Source organism: Pseudomonas sp. Leaf434, from assembly GCF_001425545.1.
Taxonomy (GTDB): domain Bacteria; phylum Pseudomonadota; class Gammaproteobacteria; order Pseudomonadales; family Pseudomonadaceae; genus Aquipseudomonas; species Aquipseudomonas siliginis.
The window spans coordinates 1-15,240 of record NZ_LMQZ01000011.1 but is presented as its reverse complement, the minus strand read 5'-3'; the positions used below and the strand labels follow the sequence as shown (position 1 = coordinate 15,240).

The window sequence follows — 15,240 nt, the reverse complement described above, 5'->3', positions numbered from 1 at the left end:
GCATGCGTGGATTGTGGTTGTTGGCGCTGGTGTTGCTCGCGGGGTGTCAGCACGTGGCGGCTCCACCGGTGGGCGGCGATATCCGCGATCTGCGCAGCGGCGAGATGCTCACCGCGCAGCAACTGCTGGTGCGTCTCGCTGAACCTGAGCGTTTGATCATCGGTGAGCAGCACGACAATGCCGATCATCATGCTGCGCAATTGTGGCTGTTGCAGTCGCTGGGCAAGCGCCGGGCGCAAGGCAGTCTGCTGCTGGAAATGCTCACGCCGGATCAACAAGCGAAAGTCGATGCGTTGCGCCAGTCGAATTCCGTTGCGGCTGATTTGCCTGCGGCATTGGCCTGGCAGGAGGGCTGGGACTGGAATCTTTACGGGCCGATCGTGCGTTTCGCTCTGACACAGCCATATCCGCTGCTGGCGGCCAATCTCGATGACAGGGAAATCCGTGCGTTTTATCGAAATCCACCTGCGCTGAACGGTTCTCGCAGTAATGCGTTGTCCGTGCAGAACACGTTGCTTGGACAAGTCAGTGAATCCCACTGCGGCCTGCTGCCCGAATCACGGATGCCGGCGATGCTGGCAATTCAGCAACAGCGTGATCGACGCATGGCCGAACGCATGCTGGCGGCGCCAATGCCTTCGATCCTGCTGGCCGGTGCCTGGCATGCGCGCAAGGATGTCGGCGTGCCGCTGCATCTGTTGGATCTCGGCGCTGGCAAGCCACCGATCGTATTGATGCTGGCCGAGCAGGGCGCTGCGGTAACGGCGGCGATGGCCGATTACGTCTGGTACACGCCGGCCACGCCGACGCCGGATTACTGCGAGCAGATGCGTCAGCAATTCGCCAAATGACTTTTCGGCAGGCAAAAAAAGACCCGGTAAAAACCGGGTCAAATAACCGTGATTAGCCTGATGAGGAGATAATCTGAGAGTCCGAACCAAGGGCTTTTCAGAATATCGACTGATCTCGCGACCAGTTGTGATAATCATAGCGATTCTCATTACCGCGTCAACCGCTGTTTTTGCAAATCTGTAATTTAGTTTTGCGAGTGGTGGTGAGGCCCTGTGAATAAAGGGCTATGCGCTAGGTGCGCTGCGTCGTCAACTGCGTGATCTGGCGATTCAACTGTCCGATGCGCCGAGCCATACCCTCAATCAGGCCATGGGCGATCTTCGGGTTGCTGCGGGTCATGCTCAAAAATTGATCACCGGGAATCAACATCACCGTGCTCGGCTCGGAAGTCACTACCGTGGCGTTGCGCGGCTCGCCGGTAAACAACGCCATGGCGCCGAAAATCTCGTCCTTCGGCACGTCACCGACCTTGTGCCCGTCAACAAATGCCTCAGCATGCCCATCGATAATCACGAAAACATGGTCCGCTGCATCGCCCTGTTGAATCAGCACGGCGCCGGCCTCGACCCGTTTGAAGCCGTTGGTGCTGCGGAACTCCCGGGGTTTCAACTCGGCCACAGCGTGGGCGAGCAGCGCCATTTGCCCGAGCAGATAGCTCAGAAGCTGCTCGGCTCGATCAGGGTCGGCATACAAATGCTGCAAAACCTCTGCGCGACCATAGGGCAGCAGGCGCACAGTGCTGTCGCTGCATACGCGACAGTCGCTCCATTGCTCGCCACGTTGCAGGCCGAGCAGATCACCTTCCTGCCAGTAGAACAGCGCACGGCCCGCGATGCAGCCATGTACCACGCCCTCGCTCAGCAAAAACAGCTGATCGTCCGGCAACTGCGTATACAAATCATCCGTGGCCTCCAGTTCGACAACAGGCGCGCACGGCGACAAATCCTGCAGCCACTGCCCGGGAAGACTCTGCAAGCGATTGATCAATGCGTCGGCGTGGGCCGATTGTTCCCCCAGTAAATACATGGCGTCAGCGCCTGTTCAGTTTTTATGGCGCGCGGAAATGGCTTCGAGCTGCTTGTTCAAGGCGTCCTTGCGCTCGGCAGGGATGTCGTTCCAGTGCACGTCCATCAACGCCCCTTCGATCGCATACAACAACACCTTTGAAGCGCGAAAGCCTCGAGTACGCACGGCCCGGTAGGCATCCACTGCACCGAGGCGACGCAAGTCCGAGGCGCTGTGGATGCCCACGGCATGCAGCCATTGCGCCGATGTCTTGCCAAGATTTTTCAGGTGTTGCAGTTCATCATTCATCAAGCCTCCTTGCGACGGCCGAATGGTGCGTGGGCGAGCTTCTCAGCAGTGTAGCCATCAGTAGGAAAAGCGTGGTTGTTTGGTCGGATTCGACGCAAAAGCTTCTAAGAAAGGGGGATAAAGGACCTGCGAACGCAGAGGGAAGGGAGGTAAACGATTATCAATGTGGGAGCGAGCCTGCTCGCGAAGAGGGCGTATCAGACACAATCAATATCGACTGACACTACGCCGTCGCGAGCGGGCTCGCTCCCATAGGGGCAAGGCGTGGTGTCAGGAAGATTTCCGGATATCAGCGGGTGCGATAGCGCAACCGTGTGCCGAAATTCATCGACATCAGGATCTCGTCGGCACTCAGCTCCGGCGGAAAGTACGCACCGGAAATCTGTGCATGGGCCAGGCTGGCGCCTTCGAGCGAAGCCTTGCGGAAATCGATGCCGCGCAAATCGGCGGAGCGGAAATACGCATCCCGGAAATCCACGTTATCGGCGTTCAGTTCACGCAGGTCGAGGCCACGGAAATCGCCGCCGACCATGTCGATCAGATCATCCTGTGGACGTTCTTTGTTGAAGCCTGCAACGTCATCTTTGTGCAGCAGGGCGTAAAGCGGAGTGTCGAGCAGTTTAGGCTGGCTCATGTCAGATCACCTGTTGGTTTTATGACGCCAGTATAGTGCCACTATTTGCCGGCCGTGAAGCGAGCGAGGGCTTCACGGCCGAAATAGTTTTTTACAGGCCCGGCAGGCGCTGACGGATCTGCGCGACCACAGTGTCCAGCGTGCCGGATTCATTGGTCTGCACGCGTTTGCTGCGCAGAATCTCCTCCGGGGTCAGCGCTTCGCGGTTGGCCTGCTGCGCTTCGATCACTGCCAGGGTGGCGTCGGACGGATCCTTCTGATCGGCCTGGCGCATCGCCAGCCAGCTCTCGATCACGGCTTGCGGGGCATTGCAGTCGAGGATCAGGAACGGCGTGCCAGTGGCTTCGGCAATCTTCGCCGCGTTATCGCGCTGCTCGCGTTTGAGATAGGTCGCGTCGATCACTACCGGGAACCCGGCGTGCAAAATCACCTCGGCGATTTCATGCAGACGTGCGTAGGTCGCGGTGCTGGCGTCGGCACTGTAAATGCCGGCCTGCACATCGTTGGCGACGGTCTGCTCGCCAAACAGGCGCTTGCGTTCGACATCGGAACGCAGGCGAATTGCGCCCAGCGCTTCGACCAGGCGCATGGCCACATGGCTCTTGCCGACTGCGGAAACACCGTGGGTAATGGCCATGAAGCGCGAAGGAATGGTGCTGTAGCTTTCCGCCAGGTTGGCGTAGTTGCGGTACTGGCGCAGGGTGGTGGCGCGCTGCACCGCAGTCGCGTCCGCCGGCATGCTGAACAGTGCCACCTTGGCCCGCACCAGCGCGCGGTAGGCTTTATAGAAGTTCAGCACTTCCAGGCCCTCATAGTCGCCGGTCAGTTCCAGATACTGGCTGATGAGGCGACGCGCCAACGATTTCAGGCCACGGTCTTCCAGGTCCATGGCGAGGAAGCCGGTGTCGGCCCAGACATCAGTGAAACGGAATGGCTCGTTGAACTCGATGCAGTCGAAGATCACCACATTGCCGTCGATGACCGTGGCGTTGCCCAGGTGAATGTCGCCGTGGCATTCACGGGTGAAACCTTGTGTCTTGCGCTGGGCGAACAGGGGCTTGAGGCGCTCGAAGCTGCTTTCGGCCCAGGCTTTCAATGCCTCAAGTTGCAGCAAGTCGTTCTTGTCGCTGAGGAACGGCAGGATCTGCTCGAAATTTTGCGCGACCGGCGCCATCACGCTGTCCGGTGTACCGGCGTCGTGTTCGGCCGGGACTTTCGGGGCGTTGAGATGGAAATGGGCGATCTGCTCGGCCAACGCGTCGATGTGCTGAGTGGTCAGTTCGCCATTGGCTTGCAGGGTGCTGAGCAAGCCGCTCTGCGGGAACTGGCGCATTTTCAGCACGTATTCGATAGCCGGGCCGTCGCCGCCCAGTTGCGGTGCCTCGACGCTGCCGGTGACCGGCAACACGTCCAGATACAAATCATCGGTCAGACGCTGGTTCAGCCGCAGCTCTTCAGCGCAGAAATGCGCACGTGCGTCGAGGCTGGTGAAGTCGAGGAAGCCGAAATTCACCGGCTTCTTCACTTTATAGGCAAAGGGCCCGGTGAGAATCACCCACGAGATGTGGGTTTCGATGACCTGAAACCCTTCGACGGGATGCGGGTAGAGGGCCGGGTTTTGCAGGGCAGCGATCAGGGACTGGCTCACGGGCGATCCTTCAGAGGCGGGGGAATTCGAGGCGGCCATTATGGCTGCTTGCCCGCCTGACGCAAACCTCCGCGCGTGCCTGTTGAGGATCGATAAAGTGCGTATAATCCGCCGCCATGACTCGATCCCGATCCCCCCGTACCAAGAAAAAACCACCAGCCAAGGGCCTCAGCCCATGGTTGAGCTGGGCCATTAAACTCAGCCTGGTCGGCCTTGTAGTGCTGGCCGGCTTTGCCGTTTACCTCGATGCCGTGGTGCAGGAGAAGTTCTCCGGCAAGCGCTGGACCATCCCGGCCAAGGTGTACGCGCGCCCGCTTGAGCTGTTCGTCGGACAGAAGCTCAGCAAGGACGATTTCCTCACCGAACTCGATGCCCTCGGCTATCGCCGCGAAGCCGTGAGCAATGGCCCCGGCGCCGCCGCCGTCAGCGGCAATACGGTTGACCTGAACACCCGTGGCTTCCAGTTCTATGAAGGTCTGGAAAAGCCGCAGCCGGTGCGTGTGCGCTTCTCCGGCGATTACGTCGCCGAACTGTCCTCGACCAACGGTTCGAAACTGTCGGTGGTGCGCCTCGAGCCGCTGATGATCGGCGGCATTTACCCGAAAAATCTCGAAGACCGCATCCTGATCAAACTCGATCAGGTGCCGCCGTACCTGCTCGAAACCCTGATCGCCGTCGAAGACCGCGACTTCTACAGCCATTGGGGCGTGTCGCCGAAATCGATCGCCCGCGCCGTGTGGATCAACACCTCCGGCGGCAAGATGACCCAGGGCGGCAGTACGCTGACCCAGCAGTTGGTGAAGAACTTCTACCTGACCAGCGAACGCAGCCTGACCCGCAAGCTCACCGAAGCGATGATGGCGTTGCTGCTGGAACTGCATTACGACAAGAAGGAAATTCTTGAGGCCTACCTCAACGAAGTCTTCGTCGGTCAGGACGGTCAGCGTGCGGTGCACGGTTTTGGTCTGGCCAGTCAGTTCTTCTTCGGCCAGCCATTGTCCGAGCTGAAACTGCATCAGGTAGCGTTGCTGGTCGGCATGGTCAAGGGGCCGTCCTACTACAACCCGCGTCGCAACCCGGAGCGCGCGCTGGAGCGGCGCAATCTGGTCCTCGACGTGCTGGCGCAGCAAGGCGTGGCAACCCCCGAACAGGTCGAGGCGGCGAAGAAAATGCCGCTCGGTGTGACGACTCGCGGCAAGCTCGCCGACAGCTCGTTCCCGGGCTTTATCGACCTGGTCAAACGCCAGTTGCGCGAAGACTACCGCGACGAAGACTTGACCGAAGAAGGGCTGCGCATCTTCACCAGTTTCGACCCGATTCTGCAGATGAAAGCCGAAGCCTCGGTCAACGACACATTCAAGCGTCTGGCCGGGCGCAAGGGCTCGGATGACGTCGAAGCGGCGATGGTCGTGACCAACCCGGAAACCGGCGAAGTCCAGGCGATGATCGGCAGCCGTCAGGCCAGTTACGCCGGTTTCAACCGCGCACTCGATGCGGTACGCCCGATCGGCTCGCTGATCAAACCGGCGGTGTATCTGACCGCGCTTGAGAAACCGAGCCAGTACACGCTGACCAGTTGGCTGTCGGACGATCCGCTGTCAGTCAAAGGCGCCAACGGTCAGGTGTGGAAGCCGCAGAACTACGATCGCCGCTCCCACGGTACGGTGTTCCTCTATCAGGGCCTGGCGCATTCCTACAACCTGTCGACCTCGCGCCTGGGCCTGGAAGTCGGCGTGCCGAACGTGCTCAAGACCGTAGGTCGTCTGGGAGTTACCCGTGAATTCCCGGCGTTCCCGTCGATGCTGCTCGGTGCTGGCGGTATGACGCCGATCGAAGTGGCGACCATGTACCAGACGCTGGCCAACGGTGGTTTCAATACGCCGATGCGCGGCATTCGCAGCGTGCTGACCGCCGAGGGCGAGCCGCTCAAGCGTTATCCGTTCCAGATCGAACAGCGCTTCGACCCTGCCTCGATTTACCTGATCCAGAACGCCATGCAGCGGGTGATGCGTGAAGGTACAGGCAGTTCGGTTTATAACGTGCTGCCCAAGACCCTGACACTGGCGGGCAAGACCGGTACCAGTAACGATTCGCGCGACAGCTGGTTTGCCGGTTTCAGTCAGGATCTGCTGGCAGTGGTCTGGCTGGGTCGCGACGACAACGGCAAGACGCCGTTCACCGGGGCCACCGGTGCGCTGCAGGTCTGGACCAGTTTCATGCGCAAGGCCGATCCGCTGCCGCTGGACATGCCGCAGCCGGACAACGTCGTGCAAGCGTGGGTCGATTCGCGCACCGGCCAGGGTTCCGATGCCAACTGCCCCGGCGCGGTACAGATGCCGTATATTCGCGGCAGCGAGCCGCCACCCGGCGCCGCGTGTGCAAGCGAAACACCTGCCTCGCCGGAATCGGTGATGGACTGGGTCAAGGGCTGGATGAATTAAGCAAAGAGGGTTTCAAGTGAACAAGTGGTTGATTCCAGCGGTGACCGCCGTGGCTTTGCTCAGCGGCTGCTCCACCGTACAGCGTGGTTCGATTCCGGTAGTGGATTCGGGTACGGCCGTGTCCAATAGCGAACGCATCGGCGCCAATGGCGGTTTCCGCCAGACCACGGTCAAGCGCCCGGCGCAGGGCCAGACTCAGGCGATTCCGCAAGGCGATACCGGCGTGGTGGTGATGGTGCCGGGCGGCGGTGCTGCGGTGTCAACACCGATCAGTTCTTCGCCGATCGTCCCGGGGCCTGCATCTGGCGGTATCACGTCGGGGCCTTACAACCCATCGGCGGTTGAGTCGGCACCGATCAACTCCGGCAGCTACAGCATGCCGTCGACGCCAAGTGGCATTCCTTCGGCCAGCAGCGGTGGCGGGCTGTCGGCGGATGAGCAACTGGACGGTCCGGTACTCGCCTTGCTGACCACCGCGCAACAGCAGCAGGCCGGCGGCGACCTCAACGGTGCCTCTTCCAGCCTGGAGCGGGCGCAACGTGTCGCCCCCCGGGAGCCACAAGTGCTTTACCGTCTGGCGCAGGTGCGCATGGCCCAGGGCGATGCGCCGCAAGCCGAGCAATTTGCCCGTCGCGCGTTGACCATGGCCAACGGTCGTCCGGATCTGCAAGCCAGCCTGTGGGAAATCATCGCTCAATCTCGTGAGAAACAAGGCGATTCCGCCGGCGCCGCGCTGGCCCGTCAGAAGGCCAAGGTTTCCCTGTGATGGACGTGCGTTTCCCGAAAATCGCCGATCAGCTGTTGTTGATTGAACGCGAGCTGCGCACCCAGGGCTGGTGGGATGAGGTTCAGCCGTCGGTCGAAGCCCTGAGCAGTGTCGAGCCGTTCTCGGTCGACACGCTGGACTTCGAGCAATGGCTGCAATGGATCTTCCTGCCGCGCATGAAGATGATCCTCGAACAGGATCTGCCCTTGCCGAACGCCTCGGGCATTCAGGAAATGGCGGAAATGGTCTTCGCCCAGCGCAACCTTGGCGGCAAGGATCGGCAGTTGCAGGTGCTGCTCAAAGAGTTTGACCGGCTGATCACTGCCTCCCGCTGAGCGCGGTTGTGTAGGAGCTTTGTAGGAGCTGCCGAAGGCTGCGATCTTTTGACTTTAGACGAGCAGGATCAAAAGATCGCAGCCTCGTTGCACTCGTCAGCTCCTACAAGTTCCCACGTCGCGATTACGAGCAATTCTCGGCAATCTGCTTCTTCGCTTCGACGATGCGTTCCTGACGCTGTGTATCATCGAGCCTGCGCAAATCCCCCTCGACCTCCTCACGCAAGCGCGGATTGTTCTGCAGTTGCGCCAGGTTCGTGCGTGCCTGTTCGCAAAAGGCCTTGAGCTGCGCCTGCTGCTCGGCGACCTGTTTCTTCACCTTGGCATCAATGGCTTTCTGATCGCCGAGTACGCCGCCGCCCGGCAGCGGCGCGGCTTTCGGCGCGGGTGAGGAGGGCGTTTGCAGGGTCGTCGCCGGTTGGCCCTGCGGCGGTTGTGCATCGAAATGTGTGACGCCTTGGGCATCGACCCATTTGTAGATTTGAGCGGCCGAGCACCATGGGCTGAGACCGATCAGCAAAGTGAGGAGGAGCGTTCGCATGCTGATTCCTTGGCAAAAATGCGCAATTGACGCTAACAGAGTAGCGCTTTTCAGGTTTTTTCTTGCGTTCTCATGTGCTTACCCACAATTAACCCCACAGACGACTTGACTTGCAGAGGGCGAAACAGAAGAATCCAAAGTCCGCTGTAGAGGGACTGCCAGAAGCAGACCCACTCGGTAGATCATGAGGCGCACATCCGCGCCGACCTGTTACACCCGCAACGCGTTACCTCGCGCTGGGTGGGAAAGGCCCGCAACACTTGGGACGATCCCAATACTTGCTCAGTCAGTGCTGACGTAGTCGGCGACCACCGTCGCTCATGCTCTGCCGAGAAGTAAACCTATTAAGACCCGCCCCTTTTTTGTGGACGGTATTCTGGCGTTTTAGAGGTGAACAACGTGGAGCTTTTATCTGGCGGTGAGATGCTCGTCCGCTTTTTGCGTGACGAAGGCGTCAAATATATCTACGGGTACCCGGGTGGTGCTCTCCTGCATGTTTACGATGCCCTGTTCAAAGAACCGGAAGTGACCCACATCCTGGTTCGTCACGAACAAGCGGCTACCCATATGGCTGACGGCTACGCCCGTGCCACCGGTAAAGCCGGCGTGGTATTGGTGACATCCGGTCCAGGCGCCACAAACGCCATCACCGGTATCGCCACCGCCTATATGGACTCGATTCCGATGGTGATCATTTCCGGTCAGGTGCCAAGCACCATGGTCGGCACCGACGCGTTCCAGGAAACCGACATGATCGGTATCTCCCGGCCGATCGTGAAGCACAGCTTCATGATCAAGCACGCTTCGGAAATCCCGGAAGTCATGAAGAAGGCCTTCTACCTGGCGCAGTCCGGTCGTCCGGGCCCGGTCGTGGTCGACATCCCGAAAGACATGACCAATCCGGCCGAGAAATTCGAATACGTTTTCCCGAAGAAAGCCAAGCTGCGCTCCTACAGCCCGGCCGTTCGCGGTCACTCCGGGCAGATCCGCAAAGCAGCAGAAATGTTGTTGGCGGCCAAGCGCCCGGTGCTGTACTCCGGCGGCGGCGTGATTCTCGGCAATGGCTCCGCGCAACTGACCGAGCTGGCGAAAATGCTCAACCTGCCGGTGACCAACACCTTGATGGGTCTGGGCGCTTTCCCTGGCACTGACCGTCAGTTCATCGGCATGCTCGGCATGCACGGCAGCTACACCGCGAACCTGGCGATGCACCATGCCGATGTGATCCTCGCCGTCGGCGCACGCTTCGACGATCGGGTGATCAACGGCCCGGCGAAATTCTGCCCGAACGCCAAGATCATCCACATCGACATCGACCCGGCGTCGATCTCCAAGACCATCAAGGCTGACGTGCCAATCGTGGGTCCGGTCGAGAGCGTCCTGACCGAAATGGTCGCGATCCTCAAGGAAATCGGCGAGACCCCGAACAAGGAGTCCGTGGCCAGTTGGTGGAAGCAGGTCGATGAATGGCGTGGCGATCGCGGCCTGTTCCCTTATGAAAAGGGCGACGGCAGCAAGATCAAACCGCAGACCGTGATCGAAACCCTCTGCGAAGTGACCAAGGGCGACGCCTTTGTGACCTCCGACGTGGGTCAGCACCAGATGTTCGCTGCGCAGTACTACACGTTCAACAAGCCTAACCGCTGGATCAACTCCGGTGGTCTGGGCACGATGGGCTTCGGTCTGCCAGCAGCGATGGGCATCAAGCTGAGCTTTCCGGACGACGACGTTGCCTGCGTCACCGGCGAAGGCAGTATCCAGATGAACATCCAGGAGCTGTCGACCTGCCTGCAATACGGCTTGCCGGTGAAGATCGTCATCCTCAACAACGGTGTGCTGGGCATGGTTCGCCAGTGGCAGGACATGAGCTACGGCAGCCGTCACTCGCACTCCTACATGGAATCGCTGCCCGACTTCATCAAGCTGGCTGAAGCCTACGGCCATGTGGGCGTACGCATCACCGAATCGAAAGATTTGAAGTCGAAGATGGCCGAAGCGTTCGCCATGAAGGATCGCCTGGTGATCATCGATGTTGCGGTCGACACCAGCGAGCACGTCTACCCGATGCAGATCAAAGACGGCTCCATGCGCGATATGTGGCTGAGCAAGACGGAGCGTACTTAATCATGCGGCACATTATTTCCCTGCTTCTGGAAAACGAACCCGGCGCTCTGTCTCGTGTAGTCGGCCTGTTCTCGCAGCGCAACTACAACATCGAAAGCCTGACCGTGGCGCCGACCGAAGACCCGACCCTGTCGCGTCTGACGCTGACCACCGTGGGTCACGATGAAGTCATCGAGCAGATCACCAAAAACCTGAACAAGCTGATCGAAGTGGTCAAGCTGGTGGACCTGTCGGAAAGCGCTCACATCGAGCGTGAACTGATGCTGGTCAAGGTCAAGGCCACTGGCGCCCAGCGCGCCGAGATCAAACGCACTACCGATATCTACCGTGGGCAGATCGTCGATGTCAGCGCCAGCGTGTATACCGTTCAGTTGACCGGTACCAGCGACAAGCTCGACAGCTTCATTCAGTCCATCGGCACCGCATCGATTCTGGAAACCGTCCGTAGCGGCGTGACCGGCATTGCTCGCGGCGACAAAGTTCTCAGCATCTAAACCAAATTAGCGCATGGCCTGAACGGCCGGATATAAGGGGAAATTCATGAAAGTTTTCTACGATAAAGACTGCGACCTGTCGATCATCCAGGGCAAGAAAGTTGCCATCATCGGTTACGGCTCCCAGGGCCACGCTCAGGCGTGCAACCTCAAAGACTCCGGTGTCGACGTTACCGTCGGTCTGCGTAAAGGTTCGGCCACCGTTGCCAAAGCCGAAGCTCACGGCCTGAAAGTGACCGACGTTGCTTCCGCTGTTGCCGCTGCCGACCTGGTCATGATCCTGACCCCGGACGAGTTCCAGTCCTCGCTGTACAAGAACGAAATCGAGCCGAACATCAAGAAAGGCGCCACTCTGGCCTTCTCCCACGGCTTCGCGATTCACTACAACCAGGTTGTTCCGCGTGCCGACCTCGACGTGATCATGATCGCGCCGAAAGCCCCGGGCCACACTGTGCGTTCCGAGTTCGTCAAAGGCGGCGGTATCCCTGACCTGATCGCGATCTACCAGGACGCCTCGGGCAACGCCAAAAACGTTGCACTGTCCTACGCCGCTGGCGTCGGTGGCGGTCGTACCGGCATCATCGAAACCACCTTCAAGGACGAGACCGAAACTGACCTGTTCGGCGAACAAGCCGTTCTGTGCGGCGGTACCGTTGAACTGGTAAAAGCCGGTTTCGAAACCCTGGTTGAAGCTGGCTACGCGCCGGAAATGGCCTACTTCGAGTGCCTGCACGAACTGAAGCTGATCGTTGACCTCATGTACGAAGGCGGTATCGCCAACATGAACTACTCGATCTCCAACAACGCCGAGTACGGCGAGTACGTGACTGGCCCGGAAGTGATCAACGCCGAATCCCGTCAGGCCATGCGCAACGCCCTGAAACGTATTCAGGACGGCGAATACGCCAAAATGTTCATCAGCGAAGGCGCAACCGGCTACCCTTCGATGACCGCCAAGCGTCGTAACAACGCCGCTCACGGTATCGAAATCATCGGCGAGCAACTGCGCTCCATGATGCCGTGGATCGGTGCCAACAAGATCGTCGACAAAGCCAAAAACTAAGTCGTCGTCCCTTGTACGAAAAACGCGGCCTAGGCCGCGTTTTTTCGTTTGGGCCGGTGCTTCTGGTATAAAGCTGCATCGTTTGTGGCCGAACTGTCGTCCTCAAGCCTCTGTCGAATTTTTTCCAAACCGTTGCAAGGTAATGTCCATGAGCGAACGTCCCGAAGAGCCGAACAAGGCTTCCGACGCCGAAAGCCTGCTGCCCATCGATGAACACATCGAAGAAGGGCACGACGCCGAAGGTCGTAAAGTCCGGCATCGTGGTATCTATCTGCTGCCGAACCTGTTCACCACCGCCAACCTGTTCGCAGGCTTCTATTCCATCATCAACTCGATGAGCGCGCAGGCCGCGTTGAGCGCCGGCGACTCGGTGAATGCGAGCAAGTACTTCGCCTTCGCTGCGATCGCGATTTTCGTCGCGATGGTGCTCGACGGTCTTGATGGTCGCGTGGCGCGCATGACCAATACGCAAAGTGCCTTCGGCGCCGAGTACGACTCGCTGTCGGACATGGTCGCCTTCGGCGTCGCGCCGGCATTGCTGGCCTTCGGCTGGGCGCTGGGAGACATGGGCAAGGTCGGCTGGATGGTCGCCTTCATATATGTAGCGGGTGCGGCGTTGCGTCTGGCGCGTTTCAACACCCAGGTTGGCACGGCGGACAAACGTTACTTCATCGGTCTGGCCAGCCCGGCGGCGGCAGGCGTTGTGGCCGGCATTGTCTGGGCGTTCAGCGATTACGGCATTCAGGGTTCGAAGATGTCGTTCCTGGTGGCGTTGATGGTGGCGGCGGCCGGCATGCTGATGGTCAGCAACATCAAGTACAACAGCTTCAAGGAGCTGGATCTGAAAGGTCGCGTGCCGTTCGTGGCGATTCTCGCGGTGGTGCTGGTATTCGCTGTCGTGTTCAGTGATCCGCCGCGCATTCTGCTGCTGGTGTTTCTCGCCTATGCGGCGTCCGGTCCGGTGCAGTATCTGTTGCGTCTTCGTCGTCACAAAAACGCCGAATGATGTAATTTCCCGCATACTCCGCAGTCTATGGGTGCACCTGTCCTCCAAAGCTGCGGAGTTGTCATGTTGATCAAGATCCCCAAAGCATCCGACTGCCATGAGTCGGATGTCACGCCTGAAGCCATTTATCTCTCCCGTCGCCAATTGCTCGGCGCCACTGCTGCCGGTATTGCCGTGAGCAGCCTGCCGCGCTGGGCCAATGCCGCTGATACCCCTCGCTACTCTGACGTCGAATCCGGCAAGGCTCCGGCCTGGTTTGCCGAAAAGCTTCCTTCTACTCAATGGGGGGCGGTCAATGTCAAGGACGAGGCGATCACGCCTTATAAAGACGCTACGAACTACAACAACTTTTATGAATTCGGTACCGGCAAGGGCGATCCCGCGAGGAACGCTGGCGACCTGAAAACCGAACCCTGGAGCGTGGTCATTGACGGGGAGGTGGGTAAGCCGGGGCGTTATGCGCTGGAAGACTTCATGAAGCCGTATCAACTGGAGGAACGTATTTATCGTCTGCGCTGCGTCGAGGCGTGGTCGATGGTCATTCCCTGGATCGGCTTTCCCATCTCGGCCTTGCTCAAACAGGTCGAGCCGACTTCCAAGGCCAAGTACATCCGCTTTGAAACCCTGCAGGATCCCAAGAGCATGCCCGGCCAGCGCTCCGGTTTTGCCTTGATCGACTGGCCGTACGTCGAAGGCTTGCGTCTGGATGAGGCGATGAATCCTTTGGCGATTCTGGCGGTGGGCATGTATGGACGCGAACTGCCGAACCAGAACGGCGCGCCTTTGCGTCTGGTGGTGCCGTGGAAGTACGGCTTCAAAAGCGTGAAATCCATTGTGCGCATCAGTCTGGTCAGCGAGCAGCCGAAGACCACTTGGCAAAGCATTGCTGCCGATGAGTATGGCTTTTATGCGAACGTGAACCCTACGGTCGATCATCCGCGCTGGACCCAGGCGCGCGAGCGGCGCCTGCCGAACAGTCTGTTCAAACCGAATGTGCGCGATACCCAGATGTTCAACGGCTACTCGGATGAAGTCGCTTCTTTATATACAGGGCTCGATCTGCGGAAGAACTACTGATGCGTTATCCGTTCTGGCGAGTGGGCGTGTTCATTGCGGCAGCGATCTGGCCATTGCTGTGGTTCTATCAGGCGTTCGCCGATCTGCTCGGGCCTGATCCGGGCAAGGTGCTGGTTGATCGTCTCGGGCTTGGCACGCTGGTGTTTCTGTTGATTACGCTGAGCATGACGCCGTTGCAAAAGCTGAGCGGCTGGGCGGGGTGGATCGCGGTGCGCAGGCAGTTGGGGCTTTGGTGTTTTGCTTATGTAGCGCTACATCTGTTCAGCTATATGGCGTTTATCCTCGGGTTTGACTGGTCACAGTTGGGCGTCGAGCTACGCAAGCGGCCTTACATCATTGTCGGTGCACTCGGCTTTCTCGGATTGCTGATACTGGCAGTGACGTCGAATCGTTATAGTCAGCGTCGTTTGGGTGCTCGCTGGAAGAAGCTGCATCGCTTGGTTTACGTGATACTTGGGCTGGGTTTGCTGCATATGCTCTGGATCGTGCGGGCCGATCTAGAGGAGTGGGCGATTTATGCCTTTATAGGCGCTGTGCTCTTGCTGCTTCGTGTGCCGCCGGTGATGAGGCGAATCCCGCGTTTAATGGCTAAAAAGCAGAATCTGCAAGAAAAGCGAAATTAACGGTTGACGGCAGATTCCAGAGGTCTATAATTCGCCCCACTTCCGGCGCAGTCGAAACGGAAAACTCCTTGAGATTCAAAGAGTTACGCGGTTTTCGACAGCGGCTTGCTTCAGATTATCGAAGCCTGGAAGGAGTTGAAAGAGCAGTGATGTGTAGCTCTTTTAACGGTTCGATCTTCTCGGTCGAAAGCGGGGAAAAAGAGGTGTTGACAGCAGCGATTAACGCTGTAGAATTCGCCTCCCGCTAACGAGAGATCGGAAGCGCAAGTGGTTGAAGTTGTTGAAGAATTCTTCGAAAACTTCTGAAAATAATCACTTGACA

The 15,240-nt window shown here is 59.0% G+C and carries 15 protein-coding genes; 10 read left to right on the top strand and 5 right to left on the bottom strand.

Annotation, left to right across the window (positions count from 1 at the left end):
- Positions 1-2 precede the first annotated feature (2 nt).
- Positions 3-851 carry a ChaN family lipoprotein gene (locus tag ASG55_RS22165; RefSeq protein ID WP_056790403.1) on the top strand — a complete coding sequence of 283 codons (849 nt, stop codon included), beginning with the start codon at positions 3-5 and terminating at the stop codon, positions 849-851.
- A gap of 232 nt (positions 852-1,083) precedes the next feature.
- On the opposite strand, the gene ASG55_RS22160 is transcribed toward ASG55_RS22165, so the two are convergent.
- From ASG55_RS22160 to ASG55_RS22145, 4 genes are all read right to left on the bottom strand, one after another.
- Positions 1,084-1,878, bottom strand: a complete 795-nt coding sequence (locus tag ASG55_RS22160) for a Crp/Fnr family transcriptional regulator (protein ID WP_056790400.1) — start codon at positions 1,876-1,878, stop codon at positions 1,084-1,086.
- A gap of 15 nt (positions 1,879-1,893) precedes the next feature.
- The gene (locus ASG55_RS22155; protein ID WP_016773175.1) at positions 1,894-2,166 is read right to left on the bottom strand and encodes a TfoX/Sxy family protein; all 273 of its coding nucleotides are present in this window, start codon (positions 2,164-2,166) and stop codon (positions 1,894-1,896) included.
- A 289-nt stretch (positions 2,167-2,455) separates the two neighbouring features.
- A complete protein-coding gene (locus ASG55_RS22150; RefSeq protein WP_056790397.1) occupies positions 2,456-2,800 on the bottom strand; it encodes a pentapeptide repeat-containing protein in 345 nt (114 codons plus the stop codon).
- A gap of 91 nt (positions 2,801-2,891) precedes the next feature.
- Entirely contained in the window at positions 2,892-4,448 is a 1,557-nt protein-coding gene (locus tag ASG55_RS22145; RefSeq protein ID WP_056790394.1) for a bifunctional aminoglycoside phosphotransferase/ATP-binding protein, read from the bottom strand.
- A 116-nt stretch (positions 4,449-4,564) separates the two neighbouring features.
- On the opposite strand from ASG55_RS22145, the gene mrcB reads away from it, so the two are divergent.
- Genes mrcB through ASG55_RS22130 form a run of 3 tightly spaced genes read left to right on the top strand, consistent with a single transcriptional unit; the run spans position 4,565 to position 7,990 of the window.
- A complete protein-coding gene (gene mrcB / locus ASG55_RS22140; RefSeq protein ID WP_056790389.1) occupies positions 4,565-6,889 on the top strand; it encodes a penicillin-binding protein 1B in 2,325 nt (774 codons plus the stop codon).
- 16 nt (positions 6,890-6,905) lie between these two features.
- Positions 6,906-7,655, top strand: a complete 750-nt coding sequence (locus tag ASG55_RS22135; protein ID WP_041477844.1) for a tetratricopeptide repeat protein — start codon at positions 6,906-6,908, stop codon at positions 7,653-7,655.
- On the top strand, positions 7,655-7,990 hold the full coding sequence (locus ASG55_RS22130; RefSeq protein WP_056790386.1) for a YqcC family protein: 336 nt from the start codon (positions 7,655-7,657) through the stop codon (positions 7,988-7,990). Before ASG55_RS22135 ends, ASG55_RS22130 begins: the two co-directional genes overlap by 1 nt.
- 124 nt (positions 7,991-8,114) lie before the next feature.
- On the opposite strand, the gene ASG55_RS22125 is transcribed toward ASG55_RS22130, so the two are convergent.
- Positions 8,115-8,531: a DUF4124 domain-containing protein gene (locus tag ASG55_RS22125; RefSeq protein ID WP_056790380.1), complete on the bottom strand. Its 417-nt coding sequence runs from the start codon at positions 8,529-8,531 to the stop codon at positions 8,115-8,117.
- 399 nt (positions 8,532-8,930) lie between these two features.
- On the opposite strand from ASG55_RS22125, the gene ASG55_RS22120 reads away from it, so the two are divergent.
- From ASG55_RS22120 to msrQ, 6 genes are all read left to right on the top strand, one after another.
- Positions 8,931-10,655, top strand: a complete 1,725-nt coding sequence (locus tag ASG55_RS22120) for an acetolactate synthase 3 large subunit (protein ID WP_039761986.1) — start codon at positions 8,931-8,933, stop codon at positions 10,653-10,655.
- A 2-nt stretch (positions 10,656-10,657) separates the two neighbouring features.
- A complete protein-coding gene (ilvN, locus tag ASG55_RS22115; RefSeq protein ID WP_003176102.1) occupies positions 10,658-11,149 on the top strand; it encodes an acetolactate synthase small subunit in 492 nt (163 codons plus the stop codon).
- Between the two features lie 46 nt (positions 11,150-11,195).
- Entirely contained in the window at positions 11,196-12,212 is a 1,017-nt protein-coding gene (gene ilvC / locus ASG55_RS22110; RefSeq protein WP_003228216.1) for a ketol-acid reductoisomerase, read from the top strand.
- 148 nt (positions 12,213-12,360) lie between these two features.
- Positions 12,361-13,218, top strand: a complete 858-nt coding sequence (gene pssA, locus ASG55_RS22105) for a CDP-diacylglycerol--serine O-phosphatidyltransferase (RefSeq protein WP_016773182.1) — start codon at positions 12,361-12,363, stop codon at positions 13,216-13,218.
- A gap of 63 nt (positions 13,219-13,281) precedes the next feature.
- Entirely contained in the window at positions 13,282-14,295 is a 1,014-nt protein-coding gene (gene msrP, locus ASG55_RS22100; RefSeq protein ID WP_056790377.1) for a protein-methionine-sulfoxide reductase catalytic subunit MsrP, read from the top strand.
- Positions 14,295-14,918 carry a protein-methionine-sulfoxide reductase heme-binding subunit MsrQ gene (gene msrQ / locus ASG55_RS22095; protein WP_056790374.1) on the top strand — a complete coding sequence of 208 codons (624 nt, stop codon included), beginning with the start codon at positions 14,295-14,297 and terminating at the stop codon, positions 14,916-14,918. Before msrP ends, msrQ begins: the two co-directional genes overlap by 1 nt.
- The last annotated feature ends 322 nt before the right edge of the window (positions 14,919-15,240 follow it).

Coding starts and splice junctions, on each gene's coding strand:
- ASG55_RS22165 (WP_056790403.1), top strand. CDS start 3: ATGCGTGGATTGTGGTTGTTGGCGCTGGTGTTGCTCGCGGGGTGTCAG.
- ASG55_RS22160 (WP_056790400.1), bottom strand. CDS start 1,878: ATGTATTTACTGGGGGAACAATCGGCCCACGCCGACGCATTGATCAAT.
- ASG55_RS22155 (WP_016773175.1), bottom strand. CDS start 2,166: ATGAATGATGAACTGCAACACCTGAAAAATCTTGGCAAGACATCGGCG.
- ASG55_RS22150 (WP_056790397.1), bottom strand. CDS start 2,800: ATGAGCCAGCCTAAACTGCTCGACACTCCGCTTTACGCCCTGCTGCAC.
- mrcB (WP_056790389.1), top strand. CDS start 4,565: ATGACTCGATCCCGATCCCCCCGTACCAAGAAAAAACCACCAGCCAAG.
- ASG55_RS22130 (WP_056790386.1), top strand. CDS start 7,655: ATGGACGTGCGTTTCCCGAAAATCGCCGATCAGCTGTTGTTGATTGAA.
- ASG55_RS22125 (WP_056790380.1), bottom strand. CDS start 8,531: ATGCGAACGCTCCTCCTCACTTTGCTGATCGGTCTCAGCCCATGGTGC.
- ilvN (WP_003176102.1), top strand. CDS start 10,658: ATGCGGCACATTATTTCCCTGCTTCTGGAAAACGAACCCGGCGCTCTG.
- ilvC (WP_003228216.1), top strand. CDS start 11,196: ATGAAAGTTTTCTACGATAAAGACTGCGACCTGTCGATCATCCAGGGC.
- pssA (WP_016773182.1), top strand. CDS start 12,361: ATGAGCGAACGTCCCGAAGAGCCGAACAAGGCTTCCGACGCCGAAAGC.
- msrP (WP_056790377.1), top strand. CDS start 13,282: ATGTTGATCAAGATCCCCAAAGCATCCGACTGCCATGAGTCGGATGTC.
- msrQ (WP_056790374.1), top strand. CDS start 14,295: ATGCGTTATCCGTTCTGGCGAGTGGGCGTGTTCATTGCGGCAGCGATC.